Origin of the sequence: Allochromatium vinosum DSM 180 (assembly GCF_000025485.1) — a bacterium.
Classification (GTDB): Bacteria; Pseudomonadota; Gammaproteobacteria; order Chromatiales; family Chromatiaceae; genus Thermochromatium; species Thermochromatium vinosum.
On the sequence record NC_013851.1, the window covers coordinates 2,272,623 to 2,296,335 of the forward strand.

The window sequence follows — 23,713 nt, forward strand, 5'->3', positions numbered from 1 at the left end:
CGTGCGCCGCATGTCGTCTCCGGAATCGAGCCATGCCTGCCCTCCAGTCGCCCTAGAGATCCCAGGTGAGCAAGACATCGCGGGGTGTCTGATCCGCGATCGTCACTCAATCCAGTCGCGTCTGCGCAATCTGCACCGGCGCGCGCGTGCCGGTCAGCCGATCGACGAGGGGCTGGCCAAGCTCCAGGACTGCATCCAGGCGTCCCAGGCCGTGGTCGCCCAGCGTCAGGCGCTGGTGCCCCGGATCGAGTATCCGCCTGAGCTGCCGGTCAGCGAGCGGCGCGACGAGGTCGCCGAGTTGATCGAGCGCCATCAGGTGATCGTGCTCTGCGGCGAGACCGGCTCGGGCAAGTCGACCCAGTTGCCCAAGCTGTGTCTGGATCTGGGACGCGGGCGCTTCGGGCGCATCGGCCATACGCAGCCGCGCCGCATCGCCGCGCGCAGTCTGGCCAGCCGCGTGGCGCAGGAGCTGGGCGTCGAGAACGGCGGACTGGTCGGCTACAAGGTCCGCTTCCACGATCGCGTGCGCCCCGAGACGGCGATCAAGCTGATGACCGACGGGATGCTCCTGGCCGAGATCCAGCAGGACCGCTGGCTCAACGAGTACGACACCCTCATCATCGACGAGGCCCACGAGCGCGGGCTGAACATTGATTTCCTGCTCGGCTATCTCAAGGGACTGCTGCCGCGACGGCCCGATCTCAAGCTGATCGTGACCTCGGCGACCATCGATCCTGAGCGTTTCGCGCGCCATTTCGCCGACAGCGAGCGGCGGCCGGCGCCCATCATCGAGATCTCGGGTCGGACCTATCCGGTCGAGATGCGCTACCGTCCGCCCGAGGAAGAGAGCGCCGCCGAGTGCGACGAGCCGATGCAGCGGGCGATCTCGGAGGCGGTCGAGGAGCTGGCGCGGGTCGGGCGCGGCGACGTGCTGGTGTTCCTCTCCGGCGAGCGCGAGATCCGCACCACCGCCGAGACGCTGCGCAAGCACCATCCGCCCTCGACCGAGATCCTGCCGCTGTTCGCCCGTCAGGGGCCGCAGGAGCAGGCGCGCATCTTCCAGCCGCACGGCACGCGCCGGGTGATCCTGGCCACCAATGTCGCCGAGACCTCGCTCACGGTGCCGGGCATCCATTACGTCGTCGATCCGGGCTTCGCGCGCATCAGCCGCTACAGTCACCGCACCAAAGTCCAGCGGCTGCCGGTCGAGCGCGTCTCACAGGCCAGCGCCAATCAGCGCAAGGGGCGGTGCGGGCGTGTGGCGGCCGGTGTCTGCATCCGGCTCTACAGCGAGGACAATTTCGCCGCGCGCGCCGCGTTCACCGAGCCCGAGATCGCGCGCGCCAACCTGGCCGCCGTCATTTTGCAGATGAAGCTGCTCGGCTTCGGCGCCATCGAGCACTTCCCCTTCATCGACAAGCCGGATTCGCGGCTCATCAACGACGGCTATCGCACCCTGGAGGAACTCGGGGCGCTCGACGAGTCCGGCGAGCTGACCGCGCTCGGGCGCCAGCTCGCGCGCCTGCCGGTCGATCCGCGCATCGGGCGGATGCTGCTGGCGGCCGGCGAGCATCAGTGTCTGGCCGAGGTACTGGTGATCGCCGCCGCGCTCAGCGTGCAAGACCCGCGCGAGCGGCCGCACGACAAGCAGCAGGCCGCCGACGAGATCCATGCCAGCTTCAGCCATCCCGAGTCGGACTTCATCACCTTTCTCAATCTCTGGCACTTTCTCGACACAGAGCGCCATCAGCTCTCGCGCAACAAGTTCGTCAAGCTCTGTCAGCGTCATTTCCTGTCCTGGAACCGGGTGCAGGAATGGCGCGACATCCATGCCCAGTTGCGCGAACAGATGCTGGAGATGGGGTTCAAGGAGTCCGCCGCCACGGCTGCCCAAGCGCCCTCGCTGGATGCCGATGGCTACGAGAAGATCCACCGCGCCCTGCTGGCCGGGCTACTCGGCAACATCGGCTTCCGCGAGGCCGAGCGTGAGTTCCAGGGTGCACGCAACAGCCGCTTCCTGATCCATCCCAGCTCGGCCCTGTTCGCTAGGCCGCCCAAATGGGTGATGGTCGCCGAGCGGGTCGAGACCACGCGCCAGTACGGACGCATCGCCGCCGCCATCCAGCCGGGCTGGATCGAGCGCGCCGCCGGTCATCTGCTCCAGCGCAGTTATTCCGAACCGCACTGGCAGGCCAAATCCGGTCAGGTCGCAGCCTTCGAGAAGGTCACGCTGTTCGGCGTCACCCTAGTGCCCAAGCGGCGCGTCAACTATGGCCCCATCCATCCGGCCGAGGCGCGCGAGATCTTTCTGCGTTTCGCGCTCACCGAGGGGGATTTCGACACCCGCGCGCCCTTCTGGCGTCACAACCGCGAGCTGATCGAGTACGTCCAGCATCTGGAGTCCAAGTCGCGCCGGCGCGACATCCTGGTCGACGAGGAGGCCATCTACGCCTTCTATGCCGAGCGGGTGCCTTCCGGGATCTACTCGATGCCCCAGTTCGAGCGCTGGCTGCGTCAGGTCACGCGCCAGACGCCGCGCATCCTGCACATGCGTCTGAGCGATCTCATGCGCCATGAGGCGTCGGAGATCAGCGCGCAGTCCTTCCCCGATCAGCTCCAGGTGGGCGCCACCGCACTGCCGCTCGAATACCGCTTCGAGCCGGGCGCGGCGGCCGATGGCGTGACCCTGGTGGTGCCGCTGCCGCTGATCAATCAGGTCTCGCCCGACCGGCTCGACTGGCTGGTGCCGGGGCTGATCGAGGAGCGGATCACGGCCCTGCTACGCGGTCTGCCCAAGACACTGCGCAAGGCGTTCGTGCCGATCCCGGACACGGCCAAGCGGCTGGCGGCGCGACTGGCGCCGTCCGACCGGCCGCTGATCCAGGCGCTGGCCGAGGAGATCCGGGCCATGAGCGGCGTCCAGATCCCGGAGGACGCCTGGGATCAGTCGGTGATCCCGCCGCATCTGCGCATGAAGATCCGGCTGGTCGACGAGTCGGGGCAGGCGCTCGCCGTGGGCGATGATCCGCTGGCGCTCAAGCGGCGGTTCGCGGTGCAGGGGGCTCAGGGGTTCACCCGGATTCCGAGCGCCGATCTCGCGCTGGAACGCGAGGGCGTGACGCGCTGGACCTTTGGCGATCTGCCCGAGTCGGTGGATCTGACCCGCGCCGGGATCACGCTGCGCGGTTATCCGGCACTGGTCGATCAGGGCGAGAGCGTGGCGATCCGGGTGCTCGACTCGGCGCAGAATGCGACCAGCGCGCATCAGGCGGGACTGCGGCGGCTCATCATGCTGCATCTGGGCGCGGACATCCGCCAGCTACGCAAGCAACTGCCGGAGCTGGACCGGATGCGGTTGCAGTATGCCAAGGCGCCGGTGCCGACGGCTCAGCCCGCCGATCTGGCCGACGAGCTGATCGCGCTCATTCTGGATCTGACCTTCATCGAGGATCAGCCGCCGATCCGCGCCCAGGCGGTGTTCGAGCAGCGTCTGGCCGCGTGCAAGCCCCGGCTCTTTCCGACGGCCAACGCGGTCTGTCAGCTCATCGGCACGATCCTTGGCGACTATCAGGCTCTGCGCAAACGGCTGTCCAACATCAACCAGGTCAACTGGATGCCCTCGGTGCTCGACATCCGCGATCAGCTCGATGCGCTGGTGTTCCGGGGTTTTCCGCAGACCATTCCCTCTGTCCATCTCAAGGACTATCCGCGCTATCTCAAGGCGATCGGGCAGCGCATCGAGCGTCTGGCCCATGCGCCCGACCGTGATCGGCGCTGGATGAGCGAGATGGCCGGAATCCAGTCACGCTGGCGCGAACGCGAGGCGGCGGCGCGCACGGCCGGGCGTCAGGATCCGCGTCTGGATGAGATCCGCTGGCTGCTGGAGGAGTTGCGCGTCTCGCTTTTCGCCCAGTCGCTCGGCACGGCCTGTCCGGTGTCGGTCAAGCGCATCGAGACGCGGTGGAAGGAGCTGGGACTGTGACAGCCGAGCGCGCGTTGCAGGATCACTCGACCGAATCGTCGATCACGAAGCGATTGCGCCCACCTTGTTTGGCATGATAGAGGCAGGCATCGGCGCGGTTGATCATGGCTTGCAGGCTGTCGCCCAACGCCAGGGTCGCGCCCAGGCTGATCGTGACCGACAGCGACTGATCCTCGTGTTCGATGGGCGTGGATGCGACGGTGGAGCGCAGCCGCTCCAGAGTCATGGCCAGACTCGACTGATCGATCCCGGTCAGCAGGATGCAGAACTCCTCGCCCCCATAGCGCCCGAGCAGATCGGCCTGACGCACGCCGCAGGCCAGGAGGCTGGCGACCTGCTTGATGACCCGATCCCCGGCCAGATGCCCGTAGGTGTCGTTGACGCGCTTGAAGTGATCGATGTCGAGCATGACCGCCGCCAGCGTGATCTGGCGTCGCTTGGCCCCGGCATAGAGCGTCTCGCCGGTCTCGAAGAAATGACGGCGGTTGTAGAGCCCCGTGAGATAGTCGCGCACCGCCGAGTCGCGGATGGTGCGCACCAGCTCGATCTGCTCGATGTTCTGGATGACGCGGCAGTAGAACTCCTCGACCAGAAAGGGCTTGGCGATGCAATCGTTGGCGCCGTTCTTGAGCAGCCGCGCCGAGAGCGCCTGTGTGCCATGCTCGGACAGCCCGATGATCGCCAGCTCCGAACGCGGATGCCGCTGACGCAGCGCGCCGATGAGCGCCAGACCGTCCATCTCGGGCATGTTGTAATCGGTGATGACCAGATCGACACCCGGATCGGACTGCATGACTGCCAGAGCTTCGCGCCCGTTCGCGGCCTCAATCACCTGGAGACGGTGCAGTTCGAGCAGCCTGACCAGATAGGCGCGAAAAGAGCCTGAATCGTCGACCACCAGCACCTTGACGTCGCGGTTGCGATGGATTCGCCGCACCAGGGTCGCGACATGATCGATCTCGTGCAGACTGCTCTTGAGCAGATAGTCGACCACTTCCTTGGTCAGCATGCGCGCGCGAATGGCCTCGTCGTAATGGGCCGTGAGCACGATCACCGGAATGTCATGGGCGCGCACCAGATCGATCGCCTCGCCCTCGCGCGAATCGGGCAGGTTGAGGTCGACCACGGCCACGAAGAAGCGCCGCGCCCCGCTCGCCAGCAGCGCCCTGGTCTCGGCCAGCGAGCCGGCCATCTCCGACTCCACACCGGCCAGCTCCTGGCAACGCGCGCGCAGCAAGCGACTGATCGCCTGACTGTCATCGACCAGCAGGACGCGCTCGCCCTCGGCCGGTGGAGGGTCGGTGCTCACGGCGGGACCGGATGTCAGGGGTATCACAGTCGACATCGTCTCGCTCGCTGTCGGGTGTTGCAGCGCCACGCGGCGTCCGGGGGGACGGGCGGTTAGAGTCCGGCCGCCTCGGCCACGGCCTCGACCACGCGCACCTGCGTCTCCTCGTCCAGATAGGGATGCATGGGCAGACTCAGCACCCGGCGCGCGATGGCGGTGCTGACCGGATAGTCCTCGCCCGGCAGGCCGACATGGAACACCGGCTGCTCGTTGAGCGGGATCGGGTAATGGACGGCGGTCGGTATTCCCTGCTCGTTGAGCTTGGCGGCGACCGCGTCGCGATCCTCGACCTGGATGGTGTACTGGGCATAGACCGACAGGTTGTGCGGATGCACGTAGGGCGTGAGCACGGGCGCGCCGCCGACATCCGTACCGACCGCGCCGCGTGCCTGGAACAGCTCGGTATAGCGCGCGCCGATGCGGGCGCGGGCTTCGACCTCCTCGGGGAAGATCTCCATCTTCGCCAGCAGGATGGCCGCTTGCAGGGTGTCCAGGCGCGCGTTCAGTCCGAGACGCGGATGATGGTAGCGCCGGTCCTGGCCATGGTTGCGGATCTCGCGCAGGGACTTGGCGAGCGCATCGTCGTCGGTGAAGCAGGCACCCGCGTCACCATAGGCGCCGAGCGGCTTGGCCGGGAAAAAGGAGGTGCAGCCGATGCGCGAGAGCGCACAGGAGCGCCGGCCGTGATAACTGGCGCCGAAGCTCTGGGCGGCGTCCTCGATCACTGGCAGCCGATGACGCGCGGCGATGGCGGCGATGGCGTCCATGTCGGCGCACTGGCCATAGAGCGAGACCGGCATGATGGCGCGGGTACGCCCGGTGATGGCCGCTTCGATCCTGGCCGGATCGATGTTGTAGGTGACGGGATCGATGTCGACGAACACCGGACGCGCCCCGAGCAGGGCGATCATCTCGCCGGTGGCGATGAAGGTGAAGGGCGTGGTGATGATCTCGTCGCCACGGCCGATCTCCAGCGCCATCATGGCGGCGAGCAGTGCGTCGGTGCCACTCGACAGACCGACGCAGTGGCGCACGCCGACGAATTCGGCCAGTCGCGCTTCCAGCGCCTGGACCTCCGGCCCCTGAATGAACTGACCATGGTCGAGCACGGCTTCGATGCGGGCCTTCACATCGCGGTCGATACGGGCGTACTGGGTCTTCAAGTCGATGAATTGCATTCGGATCGCCTCGGCGAGTGTCTCGCCACCTCTCGATTGAACGGCTGCCCCGGACCGGCGCGAGCCTGTTGCATCGGTCGTTCGGGGCATGGAGAATCCAGAGATTATAGAATCGCCGCCCAATGCCGGGGCTGATTTTCGTTGCAACCTCGAAACGCGGGAACCTGACCATGCCCGATCTCTTGCGCACGATCACTGGATGTGGACTGCTGTTGGTGCTGTCGGGACCGCTTCAGGCCCAGGCACAGACGTCCGAACCCGCGCCACCCGCTCCGATCGCGGAGGAACCGGGCCCGGAGCCGATTCCAGTGCCGGTTCCATTCGAGGGACTCGACTGGCGCCTGACGGCCTATCGAAGCGACTCCGGTGTGAACAACGTCGCGCCCCGCTCGCGCCCGACAGAGTTTCGGTTCGAGGATGGCCGGTTCTCGGGCAGTACCGGCTGTAACCGGGTTCAGGGCGACTATAGGGTTGAAGGCACCGATTTTCGCTTTGGCGAGGGCCTGGCGGCGACCCGCATGGCCTGCCCCGAACCGCTGATGAAGCAGGAAGCGGCGATCTTCAAGGCGCTCCAAAGTGTGACGCGCTACCGTTATGTCCCGGATCGTCTGGAGCTGACCGATGATCGGGACGATACCGTGCTGAGCTTCACCCGGATCGGCGCGGCGACGAGTGCAGCGGACACCACGGCAAACACGCTGGAAGGCTACACCTGGGTGGCCGAAGCCCTAGTCGACGCTCAGGGGATACTGGCCAACCCGATCCGGGGCACCACGATCGACCTGAGCTTCGACCCGCGCGGACGAATCAGCGGCTCGGACGGCTGCAATCGTTATCTGAGCGGCTTTACGCACTCCAAGGCGTCACTGTCGTTCGGCCCGATCGCGACCACGCGCATGGCCTGCGCCGCCACCGATGGTCGCGCAGAGCAGGCACGCTCCTATGCTGATCTGCTTGGACAGGTGAATACTTATCGGATCGAGGACGGGCGTCTGTTCCTGCTCGACGCCGATGGCGAAATCCTGGCACGCCTGCGGGCCGTGCGCGCCGATTGATCGGAGGCGCATCCCCGTCTTTCGGCTCGACGGCTGAAAGCAATACGTCAGACATTGAAGTCGAACCGATGCGGCACGCCAAAAGCGCGCCGCATCTTGCATCGGCCTATCAGCCGTTGCGACGCTCGAACTCCTGCATGAAGGCCACCAGCGCATCCACCCCCGCCTCGGGCATGGCGTTGTAGATGCTCGCGCGCATCCCGCCGACCGAGCGATGCCCCTTGAGCGTGGTCAGCCCAGCGGCTTTAGCCTCCTTGAGGAAGACCTCGTCCAGCTCGGCGTTGGCCAGGGTGAAGGGCACGTTCATCCAGGAGCGATCCGTCGGCGCAACCGGGTTGGCATAGAAGCTCGACGCATCGATGACGTCATAGAGCTTCCTGGCCTTGCGTGCATTGACATCGGCCATCGCCGCCAGACCGCCCATGTCCTTCAGCCACTTGAACACCAGACCCGCCAGATACCAGGCATAGGTCGGCGGGGTGTTGTACATGGAGTCGTTGTCGGCGTGGATCTTGTAGTCGAGCATGGTCGGCGTGCCGTTGATCGGCTGGCCGATCAGATCCTCGCGCACGATGACGATGGTCAGGCCCGCCGGACCGATGTTCTTCTGCGCACCGGCATAGATCAGCCCGAACTTGGACACATCAATGGGACGCGACAGGATGGTCGAGGACATGTCGGCGACCAGCGGCTTGTCGCCGGTCTCGGGCACATAGGGGAACTCGACGCCCTCGATGGTCTCGTTCGGCGTGTAGTGGACATAGGCCGCATCGGCGCTCAGATTCAGCTCGTCCTGGGCCGGCGCGCGGGTGAACTTGCTCGACTCAGTCGTCGCGGCGACGTTCACGGTGCCATAGTGACGCGCCTCGGCGATCGCCTTCTTCGACCAGGAGCCGGTGTTGATGTAGTCCGCGCCCTCGGCCCCGCGCAGCAGGTTCATGGGGATCATGGCGAACTGGAGCGAGGCGCCGCCCTGCAGAAACAGCACCTTGTAATTGGCCGGAATCGCGAGCAGCTCACGCAAATCGGCCTCGGCCTCGGCGGCGATGGACATGAACTCCTTGCCGCGATGGCTCATCTCGGCCACGCACATGCCGCTGCCGCGCCAATCGAGCATCTCGTCGCGGGCCTGGGCCAGGACCGCCTCGGGCAGCATCGCGGGACCGGCACTGAAGTTATAGACGCGAGCCATTCTGACATTCCCCATGGGTTGAGTGTTCTGCGGTGGACATCCCGTAGGATGCGGTGAGCGGTTCGATCGAGGCTAGGCGTCGTCCGCCACGGACGCCTCGCTGTCCTCGGCGGCCTCCTCGCCCGTTTCCTTGTCGCCCTCCAGGGCGGCGATGCGTTCGACGAAGACCAGTCGCTGGCCCTCGCCGAGATTGATCAGTTTGACGCCCTTGGTATTGCGTCCGACCACCGGGATCTGATCGACCGAGGTGCGGATCAGAGTGCCGTCGTCGGCGATCAGCATGATCTCGTCGCCCGGATGGACCAGGATCGCGCCGACCTGAGCGCCGTTACGCTCAGCGGTGTCGATGGCGATCACGCCCTGGGTGCCACGCCCCTTGGTCGGAAACTGATCGACGTCGGTGCGCTTGCCATAGCCGTTCTCGGTGACGCTGAGCACGGTGCCGCCGTCCTCGGGCGCGACCAGGGCGATCACCCGCTGTCCCTCCTGGAGCATCACGCCGCGCACACCATGCGCTGCGCGTCCCATCGAGCGGACATGGCTCTCGGAGAAGCGCACCGCCTTGCCCGCCGAGGTGAAGAGCATCAGATCCTGCTCGCCGCCGGTGATGGTCGCGCCGACCAGCAGCTCGTCTTCACGCAGGTCGATGGCGATGATGCCGCGCGAGAGCGGACGCGAGAAGTCCTTGAGCGGGGTCTTCTTGACCGTGCCGGCGCTGGTGGCCATGAACACGAAGGAGCCGTCCTCGTAGTCGCGTACCGGCAGCAGGGTGGTGATGCGCTCGCCAGCTTCCAGCGGCAGCAGATTGACCATGGGTCGCCCGCGCGCGCCGCGTCCGGCCTGCGGCAACTCGTAGACCTTGAGCCAGTAGACCCGCCCGCGGCTGGAGAAGCAGAGCACGGTATCGTGCGAGTTGGCGACGAAGATGCGGTCGATGAAGTCCTCTTCCTTGATCGCGGTGGCGCTCTTGCCCTTGCCACCGCGCTTTTGGGCCTGATAGTCGCTGATCGGCTGCGTCTTGACGTAGCCCTGATGCGAGAGCGTGACCACGCGATCCTCGGGCGCGATCAAATCCTCCAGGGTCAGATCCGTTTGGTCGAGCTGGATCTCGGTGCGGCGCTCGTCGCCGAACTGGTCGCGCACGGCGATCAGTTCCTCGCGGATGACCTCCATCAGCCGATCCGGATCGGAGAGGATCAAGAGCAGCGCGGCGATGGTCGCCAGAATCTCTTCGAACTCCTTGAGGATCTTGTCCTGCTCCAGCCCGGTCAGGCGGTGCAGTTGCAGATCCAGGATCGCCTTGGCCTGACGCTCGCTCAACCGATAGCCGGCGTCGCTGAGTCCGAAGCAGGCTTCGAGTTCTTCCGGACGGGTGCGGTCGGCCCCGGCGCGTTCCAGCATTCCGGTGACGGCGCCGGGCGCCCAGTGGCGCTCCATCAGCCGCTCGCGGGCCTCGGCGGGATTGGCGGCGGCCTTGATGGTCGCAATCACCTCGTCGATGTTGGCCAGCGCGATGGCATAGCCTTCCAGCACATGCGCTCGGTCGCGCGCCTTGCGCAGTTCATAGAGGGTGCGGCGTGTGACGACGTCGCGGCGGTGGCGCAGGAAGTATTCGAGGATCTGCTTGAGGTTGAGCGTCAGCGGCTGGCCGTCGACCAGCGCGACCATGTTGATGCCGAACACCTGCTGGAGCTGGGTGTGCTGATAGAGGTTGTTGAGCAGCACCTCGGAGTGGGTGTCGCGCTTGAGTTCGATGACGATGCGCATCCCGTCCTTGTCGGACTCGTCGCGCAGACCGTCCTGGGCGATGCCCTCGATCTTCTTCTCCTTGACCAGTTCGGCGATGCGCTCCAGCAGCCGCGCCTTGTTGACCTGATAAGGGATCTCGGTGATGACGATCGCCTCGCGTCCGCTACGCTTCTGGGTCTCGGTCGTGGCGCGGGCGCGCATCACGCAGCGGCCGCGTCCGGTGCGGTAGGCTTCGCGGATGCCGCGCACCCCGTTGATGAGTCCGGCGGTCGGGAAGTCCGGTCCGGGCACGATCTCCATCAGCTCGTCGAGCGACACCAGCGGGTTGTCGATGATCGCCAGACAGGCGTCGATGACCTCGCGCAGATTGTGCGGGGGGATGTTGGTCGCCATGCCGACGGCGATGCCGGATGAGCCGTTGACCAGCAGATTCGGAAAGCGCGCCGGCAGGACCGAGGGCTCGTGCTCGGTGTTGTCATAGTTCGGGACGAAATCGACCGTTTCCTTGTCCAGATCGTCGAGCAGGGTGTCGGCGATGCGCGTCATGCGCACTTCGGTGTAACGCATGGCGGCCGGTGGATCGCCATCGACCGAGTTATGGACGAAGACACCGCACGCCAGCAGGAAATTGTGATGGTGATCGACCGTGATGTCGTAAGTGTCCGCGCGCTCGGTGAGTCGACGTTGACTGACAACCCGATGGTTATAATGTCTGCCCGCCGTAACGAGTGCATCAAAGTCGCCGAAATACTCGACGGCCTTGTTCAGGCGCGGAATCCAATTCTGCTGGCGATTCGATTCGTACAGTTCGGGGGTGACATCACAGTCAGGGAATCGCTTGGTCAGATCATAAACATAACCCGCGATCTTACGCCGCATCACCTGCCGGCGATATTCAGGCGCTTTCCAATTCGTTCGCAAGGACTCGACCGCTTTACGGTTGATATCCTGCATCAAATCAGGATTTTCGCGTAATCGGCGTGCATTGCTGTCGATGACAGCCTGCTTCTGAGCCTGGATGAATTCAGCGGATTCCCACTGCTTGGAAATTTTTTCGCGATGGATCTCACGAGCTTCCGGCTTGTCCCAGAACCTGTGTGCCATGCGCGAGAAATGATCGGCTGGAAATTTTGCTCGATATTCAGGATCTTGCCACTGACGCTTGACGGCCTCGCTGATTTTCTTACGAATACTGTCGGAGGCCATGGCGCGGCAAATCGCCGCAACGATCTCTTCACGCTTGTCGTCGTCACCCCACATGCGCCGGCTTTTTTCCGCGATGATGGCACGGATACCGGCCTGTTCCTCATCCGAAAGTGGGCGTTTTTGGATGCCGGACAGCACACTGGACATCTTTTCGCGATAATCGGCATCCTGCCACAACAGGCGCATCCGTTCGGCAATCGCCGCACACGCTTCCGGGTGCTCGGCATAATAATGCTGCAACCCTTCCGAAGTGCGCGCGGCATTCAGCTGCCTGAAATGTTCGTCCTGGTTCTGACGAATGAAGCGCTCGCGCCGCTCTTCAACAACCTCGGGGTGTTGCGAATAGTAGGTCTGCACTCCACGCTTCTGTGCCTCGCGGAAATCCGGATCCTTCCAGAGTTCGCCGAGTTGCTCAGCGTGCAGATGCAAGTGTTCAAGGAATGTCAAACGCTGGATATTCGATGGAGTATTGTCCCAGCGATCGAAGTTCCGGTGATGTCTAACGAACGGTCCCTGTACATCATCACATTGCCCGCGTTCGGCATTGAACTCGTCGGCCAGATGATGAACGAACTGATACTGCCCAAGATTCGGCTGGAGGATGCGCAGATACTCGTTCAGTCCGGGCTTGACTGGAGCTGTATCGAAGACCCCAGGCATGAGGCTGTCGTCCGGCGTCAAGTCCTGCGCTTCCTTGTAGGAGCCATCGCGCAGCATGAAACGATGATCGGGCGTGCAACGGACGACATCGCCAGTGTCGAGCGTGAGCTCCAGAAGCTCGGCGTCGGGGCGGGTCAGGCGCGCATGACGCCCTTCGGCGATGACGATCTTGCCGGTCTTGTCGACTGCATAGACATAAAAGATTTCGTTTGGCGGCAGTTGCGCCAACTCGGCGAACGTCTTCTCGGTGCCGTCAGCCAGCTTGATGGCCGTATCGCCGGTGAAGCAGCCGAAGTTGCCCTGACCGTCGACGAGCAGATTGCGCAGCGAGAACGGCTGGGCCATGCGCACCATGGTGTCGTAGATGGCCGCATCGCCGTGGGGGTGATACTTACCCATGACGTCGCCGACCACGCGCGCCGATTTGCGATAGGCCCGGTTCCAGACGTTGCCCTGCTCGTGCATGGAGAAGAGGACGCGCCGGTGCACCGGCTTGAGACCATCGCGGACATCCGGCAGGGCGCGGCCCACGATCACACTCATGGCGTAATCGAGGTAGGACTGACGCATCTCGTCTTCGAGATTGATGGGCAGGACTTCTTTGGCGAAATCTGGCATGGGTGTGATGAACCGACTCTGAGGCGCGCGGCAGGGAGCGGGCGCGTGACCGCGCGGGCTTGGTGTTTAACTGTGTGATTCTACCACGACAGCGGGACCGGACTGCGTTTCCGGGCCAGTATCAGCCGCGACTCGGCCGGGATTCGCCATCCGCAGATCCGGCTGTCTATCGACGGTCGCCGCCTCAGAACGCAGGCCACTGCGGCTCGGGCGGTTGAGGCGCGGGCCGGGCGAACAGATAGCCCTGCACCAGATCGGCGCCCTCCCCCGCCACATAGAGCAGCTCAGCCTGGGTCTCGATGCCCTCGGCCAGCACCTGGATACCGAGATCGCGCGCGATGCCGACCAGCGCCCGGAACACCGACTGGCGCTGGGTATCGGTATCGATACCACGCACGATCTCCATGTCGACCTTGATGATGTCGGGCTTGAGGGTGGCGAGCAGATTGAGCGAGGCATAACCGCTGCCCACGTCGTCGAGCGCCACCCGATAACCCGCATCGCGGTAGAAATCGAGGATGTGCTTGAGGTGATCGAGGTCTCCGACCCGCTCGGTCTCGACCACCTCGAACACCAGCCGACCCGGATCGAACCCGAGCTTGCGCGCCCAGCCGACCGTGCTTTGCAGACAGTGCGCCGGGTCGTAGATCGCGGTCGGGACGAAGTTGACGAAGAGCTGACTCCCAATGCCCTCGGCCGCCGCGCACCGCAGGGCCGACTCGCGCGCCTGACGGTCAACCTGGAACAGCAGGTCGTTGTCGTTGGCGAGCGCGAAGATCTCCCCCGGAAACATCAGGCGGCCATCGGGCCGCAGACCACGCAGCAGCGACTCGTAACCGACCACGGCCCCATCGGTCGCCGACAGGATCGGCTGGAACCAGGAGACGAAGCGCTTGGCCTCCAGGATTTCGAGCAGACCACAGGCATCGAGCAGTCCCAGCCATTGTTCCAGCGTGCGCGCGCGGGTGAATGAGTGGAAAGTCAGCGTCTCACCCGGTTCCAGCAGCAACGCCGAGAGTCCGCGCCGTTCGAGTGCGTTGAAGGCTTGGGCATCGCGCACCCGTTGCAGGAACTCGAACAGACTGGCTTCGTGCAGACGCAGTTCCAGCCCCGCATCCTCGAAGGCCAGCCCCTCGGACTCCAGAAAGTCGATCAGAATCTCGATGAGTTCGCGCACGGCCCCGGTCAGCAGCAGCGTGCCGCGCGTCTCGACCGAGAGCGGAAGTGTCTGACAGCGTGCACAAGCCATGGCGACGGGTCTCCTTGCAGTCCGATCGGATGAGAATTTCAGTCCATCAGCGCGCGCATCTTCTCTGTCGTGGGATTCAGCACCACGCCGCGTTCGGTGACGATGGCATCGACCAATGCCGCCGGGGTGACATCGAACACCGGATTGCGTGCCGCACAGCCGGCCGGGGCGATGCGTCGCCCGCCGCAGCCGAGCAATTCATCGGGGTCGCGCTCCTCGATCGGGATCTCGGCACCCGAGGCGATGGCCATGTCGACGGTCGAGGTCGGCGCCGCGACCATGACCTTGATGCCATGATATTTGGCCATGACGGCCAATCCATAGGTGCCGATCTTGTTGGCGACATCGCCATTGGCCGCGATCCGGTCGGAGCCGACGATCACCCAGCCGATCCGACCCGTGGCCATGAGGCTCGCGGCCGCGCAATCGGCCTGGAGCGTGACCGGAATACCGTCCTGCATCAGCTCCCAGGCGGTCAGGCGCGCGCCCTGCATCCAGGGGCGGGTCTCGTCGGCATAGACGCGCTGGATCTTGCCGGCGGCATGGGCACTGCGCACCACGCCGAGCGCGGTGCCGTAACCGCCGGTGGCGAGCGCGCCGGCGTTGCAGTGCGTGATGATCTCGGTCGGCTCGGTGATGAGTTCGGCGCCCAGATCGCCGATGCGTCGATTGGCGGCGCGGTCTTCCTCATGGATGGCGAGCGCCTCGTCGAGCAGTGCCTGGCTTGGATCACTCGCCTCCAGCCGCGCGATCAGATCACGCATCCGCCGGATGGCCCAGAACAGATTGACGGCGGTCGGACGCGAGGCGGCCAGTCGCTCCAGATCGGCCTCGATCGCCTGCTTCCAGTCCGCGCCCGCGTTGCTGTAAGCCTCGCGTCCGGCCAGCGCCACGCCGTAGGCCGCCGCCACGCCGATCGCCGGTGCGCCGCGCACCACCATGTCGCGGATGGCCGTGGCGACCTCGGCGGCCCGGTCATAGCTCAGGAACTCGGCACGCTCGGGCAGGATGCGCTGATCGGCCAGATAGAGCCGGCCATCGTGCCAGAGTGCGGCGTCGTCGGGCGTGGGCGTAGTGGGTGGCGTGGTTTTCATCGAAGGCTCCTTTGTGGCATGTTGGCGCCTATTGTCACCCATTCGCCCCCGCAACCAAAGGACCGCGCGATGCACGCCGAACTGCTCATCCATGCCGAGTGGATACTGACCGTCGACCCCGATAATCGCCAACTGACCGATCATGCCGTCGCCGTCGCCGACGGGCGCATCCAGGCGATCCTGCCCTACGAGGAGGCGCGGCGCACGATCCAGGCCGAGCAGACCGTCGAGCTGCCCGGTCATGTCCTGATCCCAGGACTGATCAACGCCCACACCCATGCTTCCATGTCGCTGCTGCGGGGCTTGGCCGACGACCTGCCGCTCATGACCTGGCTGCACGAGCACATCTGGCCGACCGAGGGGCGCTGGGTCGACGCGAGCTTCGTCGCCGATGGGACGCGGCTGGCCGTGCTGGAGATGCTGCGCGGCGGCGTGACCTGCTACAACGACATGTACTTCCATCCCGAGGTCACGGCCCAGGTCACGGCCGAGGCCGGGATGCGCGCCGTGATCGGGATGATCGTGGTCGACTTCCCGACCGGCTATGCCGCCTCGCCCGATGAGTACATCGCCAAGGGGCTGGCGCTGCACGAGCGCTATCGCGACCATCCGCTGATCCGGGTCGCCTGGGCGCCGCATGCCCCTTATTCGGTCTCGGACGCGCCGCTGCAGCGGATCGCGACCCTGGCCTTCGAACTCGGCGTGCCGGTCCACATCCATCTGCACGAGACCAGGGATGAAGTCGAGAACGCCGTGAATGCACATGGAGAGCGACCCTTCGCGCGGCTCGACCGGCTCGGCTTGATCGGCCCGTCGCTGGTCTCCGTCCACATGACCCAACTGGAGGACGCCGAGATCGCGCGTCTGGCCGAGACGGGCGCCAGCGTCGTGCACTGCCCGGAGTCCAATCTCAAGCTCGCCAGCGGCTTCTGCCCGGTCGCGAAGCTCTTGGACGCGGGCGTGAACGTCGCACTCGGCACCGATGGCGCGGCCAGCAACAATGATCTCAATCTGCTCGGCGAGATGCGCACCGCCGCGCTGCTCGGCAAGGGCGTGTCCGGCTCGGCGTCCGCCGTGCCCGCGACCGAGGCGCTGCGGATGGCGACCATCAATGGCGCCCGCGCGCTCGGACTGGACAACGAAATCGGCTCGATCGAGCTGGGCAAGTCGGCCGATCTGGTCGCGCTCGACCTGCGCGACCCGCACACCCAGCCGCTCTATCACCCGGTCTCGCAACTGGTCTATGCCGCCGGGCGCCATCAGGTGCGGCAGGTCTGGGTCCGGGGGCGTCAGGTCATCCGCGATGGCGCCCCGACCACGCTGCATGTGGCCGAAGTACTCTCGGAAGCACAAATCTGGGCCGCGCGGATCGCCGAATAACGGAGCGACGGGCCGGCTACAGACCTCAACGCTTCATCATTTCCATCAGGACGGCGGCCATGAGTTTGGCATCGCCCGAGCTGAGCCTGATCGGCGAGGGATTCGAGCGCGGACTGGCGTCGGCCGGCGTCGCCGGGCCGGCCTTCGGTTTCGGGCGCTGGGACGTGGGTCGAACGGGCGGCGTGGGCTTGGACATTTGACATCCTCCATACCGGGATCGGATCGATCGCACTCTACACCATGTCCGCCTCGCGGCCCATCCGTGCTCGGCCGCCCCGACCGGGCCGGTTCGAGCCGCACACCTTCACGCGCCCTGCGTTCGTGCGGGCGGTTTGAAAATCACCGGGGAGCGACCACATCGGGGAAGACCCTTCAAACGAGACAGGCGATCCCGAGCATGGACTATCTGAGCCTTTCACGCGCCGCGCGGCTCGCGGGCGTCACCCGAGCCGAACTCCAGGCGCGCATCCGTCGCGGCGAGATCCCGACCTTCGAGGGGGCGGTGGCGGTCAACGATCTGTTGCGCGCCTATCCGAGCGTCAGCCTTGCCAACGACGATGCGCTGGAGCGGACCACCCGCATCAAGGCGCTCGCCCATCCCAAGCTCCACGCCGGCGGCGAGACCACCCTGCCCGATCCCGAGGTACTGCTCTCACGGCTTCATGGATTGAGCGCCAGTCTCGCCGAGCGTGTCTCGCGGCTGGAGTCGGCCACGGAGTTGCTGGACCAGATCGGCGAGCAGGTCGACGAACTCTGCCGGCTGCCGCGCGGTCAGCTCGAGGAATCCCTGCTGGCGCTGCGCGACTGGCTGCGCGGGGAACGCGCGCGGCTGGCTGCTGAGTCCAATCCGGACCAGCGCGCCCAACTCATCGTCAAAGACGCTTTTTTGCGACTCATGGCCGCCAACGTCAAGCTCATCCCCAGCGGGCACGATTTCTTCGTCGAGGGCAACGAATCCATTCTCGAAGCCTCGGTGCGCGCGGGCCTGACGCTCAACTACGGCTGCTCCAGCGGCAACTGTGGCGGCTGCAAGGCGCGTGTGGTCAGCGGTGAGACCTGGCGTCTGCGTGAGCACGACTATGTGATCAGCGAACGCGAGAAGGCGATGGGCTATATTCTGACCTGCTCGCACACGGCCGTGACCGATCTGGTGCTGGAGGCCGCCGAGACCAATCGGGCCGAGGATCTGCCCCACCAGGAGATCCGTGCCAGTCTGCGCAAGCTCGAACGGCTCGGCCCGGATCTGGTCGCGCTCAGCATCCAGACCCCGCGTACCCAGACCCTGCGCTTCATGGCCGGACAGCGGGCGCTCCTGACCCTGGAGAGCGGCGAATCGCGCGAGCTGCCGATCGCCAGCTGTCCCTGCAACGGACGCCACCTGTGGTTCTATGTCAGGCGTCAGGCGGATGCCTTCTCGGAGGCGGTGTTCGATGGTCTGCGTCCGGGGCAACTCGTCACGGTCAGCGGCCCATTGGGAGACTTCGTGCTGCGGGACGAGGCGTCGGAACCGGCGATCTTCATCGCCCATGGCGATGGCATCGCCCCGATCAAGAGCCTGATCGAACATGCGGTTTCGATCGACCACATCGAGTCGTTCCATCTCTATTGGGATACGCCCTACCCGGAGGCCCATCATCAGGCCCAGTGGGGGCGCGCACTGCGGGATGCGCTGGACAACTTCGGCTTCACACCGCTGATGAGTGGGCGCGTCGAGGATCTGATCGCGTTGATTCGCGCCGATCTGACCGAGCCGGCTGTAGCACGCTTCTATGTCGCCGGGCCGGCCGAGTGGGTCAGGGCGATGCGCGCGGCATTGCTCGCCCTGGGTATCGAAGTGGAGCGGATCGCGACCGAAGAGACAGCCACCTGATCACGCTCGCCGGACCTGCCCCTGGCGTTCAGGCCGCCCTTGGCCTGGACTGCTCCGGCGGCAGGAACACCGTGCCCTTGCCGAAGCGGTTGACCGCGACATCGCGCACCCAGCTCGGGGCATCGGCATAGAGCCGGATATAGGTGTAGCCCAGATTGCCACGCACCTTGGAAGCCACCCAAGTGTCCAATTCTCTTTGTCTTTTTTCCATCACGCTGACTCCAAACAACGTCTGTCTCTCCTCACCGGAGCCAGGGATGCGATGTCAGTGATCCATCCGCGAGACTCCGATTTCCTGAGTCGTTCGAGCCTGGGGCGCGAGCGCTCAGTGTTATTGAGTCCCAAGCATATGTTTTCAGTGACGGGCGTTCAATAGGACAGGCCGGCTTATTCCCGTTTTATCGCACGGAGACTGAAACGCTCAATCGGCACGACGTTGCCAGACCATCATGTAATTGACACCCTTCCAGCGCGTGTAGCCAAAGGCGCGATTGAACGGATTGACGCGCACGCCGGTCTCGTGAATCAGGCGGTAGCCGGCGCCCAGCCCATGCGCGACCTCAGCAGGCCGCACCAGCTTGCGGTAATGGTGGGTGCCGCGCGGCAGCCAGCGCAGGATGTATTCGGCGCCCAGGATGGCCATGACCCAGGCGGCCGGCGTGCGGTTGATGCTGGAGACGACCATGAGTCCGCCGGGCTGCGCCAGACGTGCGCAGTCGGCGAGGAAATCGGGCAGATGCTCGACATGCTCGACCACCTCCATGTTGAGCACCACGTCGAATCCTGCCTCATCCTCCGCCAGCTGCTCGACGCTCGCCAGACGGTAATCGATCTCCAGCTCGCTCCATTGGGCATGCATCCGGGCGACCTGGAGATTTTTCTCTGTGATGTCGATGCCGGTCACCTGAGCGCCGAGTCGGGCCATGGACTCGCTCAGGATGCCGCCGCCGCAGCCGATGTCGAGTATCCGCAGGTCTGCGAACGGACGCTCGGCGTTCGGGTCGCGATCCAAGGCCGCGCACAGATGCCGGCGGATGTAGTCGACCCGGAAGGCATTGAGCCGGTGCAGGGGCCAGAACGGGCCTTCGGTGTCCCACCAGCGGTGGGCGAGCCGCTCGAAATAGGCGACTTCCTCAGGATCGATGCTCGGCGCGGAGAGATGGGCGGTGGACATGTTGGATCTCCTTGGTCGAATGCCGCCGGCTGAATGCTCGCACTAGATGGTGGTGCGGAACGCCGACGGCAAGTCAGCGCCTTTGGCATGGACAGGCCGGCGCTCGCGGCTCGGCGCGGAGCGTCAATGCTCGTCCTCACCGTAATAGCTGCCGATGTAGTTCTCGAACTTGGTGTATTTGCCGAGGAAAGTCAGCCGCACGGTTCCGATGGGGCCATTGCGCTGCTTGCCGATGATGATCTCGGCGATGCCCTTGTCGCTGCTTTCCTTGTTGTAGACCTCATCGCGATAGATGAAGACGATGAGGTCTGCATCCTGTTCGATGGCTCCCGAGTTGTGGCTGACGATACCGTCCGCCAGCCAGCACGCTGGCCCCGGAACGGTTAGATCGAAGACGTCCTCTTCTCCGTCTGGCTCGATAGCAACGACAGTATCCCAGAACAAATCGCTGGCGGCGGCGGCCTGTAACTCTGGGTCTTGAAGCTGCTCGCCGTAATCCGCCAACAAACTTCGCGATGGAGAAAAGCGGAAATGGGAAGAACCACCATAGGCAGTCCCACGCAATGCGGTCATTTTTCTTTGCGATATGCCACGTTCTTGCATCAATAAACGCACTCGATCAAACATCTCGCGCGGAAGCGTATCAACATTCGTATTCGATTTGATATCTATCAATGCCGCTTGCAGCGCAGCAGCTTGCGATGCACGGGGACCAAAAGCGCCAACTTGACTTAAAAACCGCCTTTGATTATCGGCACCTCTAACCCAAACCATATAGGTTGTCCGATAGCTGGCTTGGCATACAGCCTGAATCCGACCAACGATTCCCAGACGCATCAATACAGCCGCAACGTCTTCCGCAAGCCCACGGCTATTTGTGCTGAGATGTACGCCGTGACTGCCTTTCTGCCCTGGTTTACGGAGTGAAATCGTACCGTCAGTTGCCCAGAGATGGCGCAGAAATAAGGCCAGTTGTTCATTATTTAAGCGGAACAACTCAGCCGGCACGCGCTTTTCGTGAGATCGTTGCCCAAAAATACCGAGTTCGCGCAACCAGAGATTGATACCAGCCGGATGCCAACGGTTGCCGTTGCCGCTGAAAACAAGCTGATGCCAAGCTCCAACTCCCGCATGACGGCTGATACGCACACCAAATTGAGCGGCACACTCAGATACAATGCGGCTATTGTCCTCCGAAGCAGTCGTATAGCGTAATGGCTGACCGCTCAGATAGCTACCATCACCGATCAAATGAGCAAGCAGTATCAAGTGATGATCCGGCCATCGCCGGCTATCTATGGGAGAGGGCAAGCGACGCGCGATCGCCAAACGTGCCCCTGGAGTCAATTCACCAACGGTTTGCCAGCCATTCGCGCCTAGCAAGCGATGATCGGCCGTGGCTCGGATCTGACGCCCGCTCGCGAGCCGGACAACGGATACCGGGCGACGCCCCACGCACCATACGCAGTCAGACTTGGCCTCGATCAGGCGACCGGATTCGTCTACCGACACCACATCGGGACAAGTACCGACGAGATCTCGAATCGGGATACGACGCCCATCCGCCAAAACGACTAGAGTGTCTCCAGTCACGCATTCTCTGAGATCCGACATCACCGGCCGCTTGTTTGGGCGCTGCTCCAGGCTGCGGTTGAGCTGCGAGAGCGCGATGACCGGGACACTCAGCTCCTTGGCCAGCCCCTTGAGTGCGCGCGAGATGGCCGAGATCTCGGTCGCGCGGTTCTCGCCTGCGCCGGGTGCCTGCATGAGCTGGAGGTAGTCGAGCACGATCAGCCCCAGATCACCCTGTTCGCGCTTGAGCCGACGTGCGCGCGCACGCACTTCGGTCGGCGAGAGCGCCGGGGTGTCGTCGATGAAAATCGAGGTCTCGGACAACAGGTTGATCGCCGAGGTCAGACGCGGCCATTCGTCGTCCTCCAGCTTGCCGGTACGCACCCGATGCTGATCGATCCGCCCCAGCGAGGACATCATGCGCATGGCCAGCGAGTCGCCGGGCATCTCCATACTGAAGACCGCCACCGGGCGCTTGGACTGGATGGCGACGTTCTCGGCGACATTCATCGCGAAGGTGGTGTTGTGCACACAGATATCGTTGGCGATGAAGTTGTGCGTCTCAGGGATGGTCAGATCATAGACCTGCCGCTCGCCGATCGACTCGATAGCGACGATCTGGTCCCAATAGACATCCCCTTTAGCCGAAACAGGATTTCGCGCGGAGTTATTTTCCGGTATCGCTAATGGTTCTTGCGCTAAAAGACCAATCTCTGTAGCGAAGATCTCGATCGAGTCGATGTCCGTGATGTCGAGCCGCCAAACGCTTGTTTCAGCGTGTGCCGGCTCAAGGTGCCGCCGATAGCAACTGGCAATGATGTCGAAGCGCAAAAGCAGATGCTGCACCTGCCTGCACAGTCGCTCACTTAGTGTCGAATAGCCAAGTTCATCCAGTCCCCGCGCTGTAAAAAACCGGTTGATGAAGAGCGCCAGCTGGCTCTTGGGTAAGCGAAAAACGGCTTCCGGAACAAAAACAGCATTGGCAGAACAATCACGAAGTTTAAATGCTTCCAGCCAGATCGCTAGTGCTTCGGACGCTGACCGAGTGCTCTCGCGATTTTCGTTTAAACCCGTGATCACGGCATCAGTAGCTGCACTGAAATCCGCCTGAACGAGTGGATCGGAATTGGTCAAAAGCGGGCGGGTTCCAGTCAGGCAGCCATCGCCGATCAAATAGCCGAGCAGCTTGACTTCACAATCACGCATCGCCTCCCGACCGAAGATCGGCAGACGGCGCGGCACGGCGATCGTTTCGCCAACGCGCAATTCGGACAGCGGACGCCAGCCGGAAGGAGTCAGGTAGGGATGAGGGGCCGTGGTCTCGATCTGACGCCCCAGTCGCGTGGTGACGCGGAACACCGGCTTGCGACCGTCATCGACGAACGCGCTCGGCTGTGTCAACCCAAGGCGCCAGTCGTCTCCCAGGGTCAGCAGGCGCGCCTGACCCTCGCGCACGATCTCTTCGATGGTGGCGACCCGACCGTCGTCGAGCAGGATCTCGGTGTCGGCGGCCACACACTTTCCCATCGACGGCCGCCCCGCCACGATGATCAGGTCCGAGGGCTGGAGTCCCGAGGTCATCTCGTCGAAGTCGGCAAAGCCGGTCGACAGACCCGTGATCGGCTCTTCGCGCTGGAAGAGCGTCTCGATGCGGTCGACGGCCTGGCTCAACAGGGTGCGGATCGCCTGAAAGCCACCGCCCCCGCGCGACTCCTGCTCGGCGATGGCAAAGACCCGTCGCTCGGCCTCGTCGAGCAGCTCGGACGCTTCACGGCCATCGGGGTGATAGGCGCTGTCGGCGATCGCCGTGCCGGCGGCGATCATCTGGCGCCGCACCGACGCCTGACGCACGATCTTGGCATAGGCCTGGATGTTGGCCGCGCTCGGCGTCTGGCTGGCCAGGGTGCCCAGGTAGGACAGCCCGCCGACGTCGTTCAAACGCTGACTGCTCTCCAGCGTGTCGGCCAGCGTGACCACATCGAACGGCTGGTCGACGGTGGCGAGCTTGGTGATGGCCTCGAAGATCAGACGATGCTCGCGCCGGTAGAAATCGCCCTCGCTGACCATGTCGGCGACGCGATCCCAGGCGCTGTTGTCGAGCATCAGGCCGCCCAGCAGTGACTGCTCGGCGTGGAGGTTATAGGGTGGGACACGCAGTTCGTCGAAGCCGGCGGCCATGCCCGGCGGCCCAGCGGTCTCTGACTCGAACATGGCACCAGACCAGTCAGCGTCTGAATAGACGGATTAACGAGAGGTTTCGATCCTGACGCGACGACAGGGTCGAAACGGGGCAAGGCCAGGCCCGCCCGAGTAGCTTGGGATGCACCGGAAAGGACGATGCGGATATGGCCGATCAGGGATATTGGCCCTGCGGGTCGAGCGGATC

The 23,713-nt window shown here is 64.3% G+C and carries 14 protein-coding genes; 5 read left to right on the forward strand and 9 right to left on the reverse strand.

Annotation, left to right across the window (positions count from 1 at the left end; all coding sequences use genetic code 11):
- Positions 1-10 precede the first annotated feature (10 nt).
- Entirely contained in the window at positions 11-3,982 is a 3,972-nt protein-coding gene (hrpA, locus tag ALVIN_RS09850) for an ATP-dependent RNA helicase HrpA (RefSeq protein WP_012971179.1), read from the forward strand.
- A gap of 22 nt (positions 3,983-4,004) precedes the next feature.
- Here the strand turns inward: hrpA and ALVIN_RS09855 are convergent, their stop codons facing one another.
- Together ALVIN_RS09855 and ALVIN_RS09860 are read right to left on the reverse strand one after the other, a co-directional pair.
- A complete protein-coding gene (locus tag ALVIN_RS09855) occupies positions 4,005-5,291 on the reverse strand; it encodes a diguanylate cyclase (protein WP_012971180.1) in 1,287 nt (428 codons plus the stop codon).
- 92 nt (positions 5,292-5,383) lie between these two features.
- The gene (locus ALVIN_RS09860; protein WP_012971181.1) at positions 5,384-6,508 is read right to left on the reverse strand and encodes a DegT/DnrJ/EryC1/StrS family aminotransferase; all 1,125 of its coding nucleotides are present in this window, start codon (positions 6,506-6,508) and stop codon (positions 5,384-5,386) included.
- Between the two features lie 170 nt (positions 6,509-6,678).
- On the opposite strand from ALVIN_RS09860, the gene ALVIN_RS09865 reads away from it, so the two are divergent.
- The gene (locus tag ALVIN_RS09865) at positions 6,679-7,563 is read left to right on the forward strand and encodes an META domain-containing protein (RefSeq protein ID WP_012971182.1); all 885 of its coding nucleotides are present in this window, start codon (positions 6,679-6,681) and stop codon (positions 7,561-7,563) included.
- A gap of 109 nt (positions 7,564-7,672) precedes the next feature.
- Here the strand turns inward: ALVIN_RS09865 and serC are convergent, their stop codons facing one another.
- The 4 genes from serC to mtnA all read right to left on the reverse strand — a co-directional run bounded on the left by serC (position 7,673) and on the right by mtnA (position 15,331).
- Positions 7,673-8,755: a 3-phosphoserine/phosphohydroxythreonine transaminase gene (gene serC, locus ALVIN_RS09870; RefSeq protein ID WP_012971183.1), complete on the reverse strand. Its 1,083-nt coding sequence runs from the start codon at positions 8,753-8,755 to the stop codon at positions 7,673-7,675.
- A 72-nt stretch (positions 8,756-8,827) separates the two neighbouring features.
- Complete coding sequence (gene gyrA, locus ALVIN_RS17120) at positions 8,828-12,988, reverse strand: DNA gyrase subunit A (protein ID WP_012971184.1); 4,161 nt, start codon at positions 12,986-12,988, stop codon at positions 8,828-8,830.
- A gap of 184 nt (positions 12,989-13,172) precedes the next feature.
- Complete coding sequence (locus ALVIN_RS09880; RefSeq protein ID WP_012971185.1) at positions 13,173-14,237, reverse strand: EAL domain-containing protein; 1,065 nt, start codon at positions 14,235-14,237, stop codon at positions 13,173-13,175.
- A gap of 38 nt (positions 14,238-14,275) precedes the next feature.
- Positions 14,276-15,331 carry an S-methyl-5-thioribose-1-phosphate isomerase gene (mtnA, locus tag ALVIN_RS09885; RefSeq protein ID WP_012971186.1) on the reverse strand — a complete coding sequence of 352 codons (1,056 nt, stop codon included), beginning with the start codon at positions 15,329-15,331 and terminating at the stop codon, positions 14,276-14,278.
- Between the two features lie 69 nt (positions 15,332-15,400).
- On the opposite strand from mtnA, the gene ALVIN_RS09890 reads away from it, so the two are divergent.
- The 3 genes from ALVIN_RS09890 (at position 15,401) to ALVIN_RS09895 (ending at position 18,581) form a co-directional block, all read left to right on the forward strand.
- Positions 15,401-16,711, forward strand: coding sequence for a TRZ/ATZ family hydrolase (locus tag ALVIN_RS09890; protein ID WP_012971187.1), 1,311 nt, complete (start codon positions 15,401-15,403; stop codon positions 16,709-16,711).
- 59 nt (positions 16,712-16,770) lie between these two features.
- Positions 16,771-16,911 carry a hypothetical protein gene (locus ALVIN_RS17815; RefSeq protein ID WP_012971188.1) on the forward strand — a complete coding sequence of 47 codons (141 nt, stop codon included), beginning with the start codon at positions 16,771-16,773 and terminating at the stop codon, positions 16,909-16,911.
- 197 nt (positions 16,912-17,108) lie between these two features.
- On the forward strand, positions 17,109-18,581 hold the full coding sequence (locus ALVIN_RS09895; RefSeq protein ID WP_012971189.1) for a 2Fe-2S iron-sulfur cluster-binding protein: 1,473 nt from the start codon (positions 17,109-17,111) through the stop codon (positions 18,579-18,581).
- A 28-nt stretch (positions 18,582-18,609) separates the two neighbouring features.
- On the opposite strand, the gene ALVIN_RS09900 is transcribed toward ALVIN_RS09895, so the two are convergent.
- The 3 genes from ALVIN_RS09900 to dnaB form a co-directional block, all read right to left on the reverse strand.
- The gene (locus ALVIN_RS09900; protein ID WP_223295200.1) at positions 18,610-18,759 is read right to left on the reverse strand and encodes a hypothetical protein; all 150 of its coding nucleotides are present in this window, start codon (positions 18,757-18,759) and stop codon (positions 18,610-18,612) included.
- 243 nt (positions 18,760-19,002) lie between these two features.
- Positions 19,003-19,755: a bifunctional 2-polyprenyl-6-hydroxyphenol methylase/3-demethylubiquinol 3-O-methyltransferase UbiG gene (gene ubiG / locus ALVIN_RS09905; RefSeq protein WP_012971191.1), complete on the reverse strand. Its 753-nt coding sequence runs from the start codon at positions 19,753-19,755 to the stop codon at positions 19,003-19,005.
- Positions 19,756-19,878: 123 nt separating this feature from the next.
- On the reverse strand, positions 19,879-23,538 hold the full coding sequence (dnaB, locus tag ALVIN_RS09910; RefSeq protein ID WP_012971192.1) for a replicative DNA helicase: 3,660 nt from the start codon (positions 23,536-23,538) through the stop codon (positions 19,879-19,881).
- Positions 23,539-23,713: the final 175 nt, after the last annotated feature.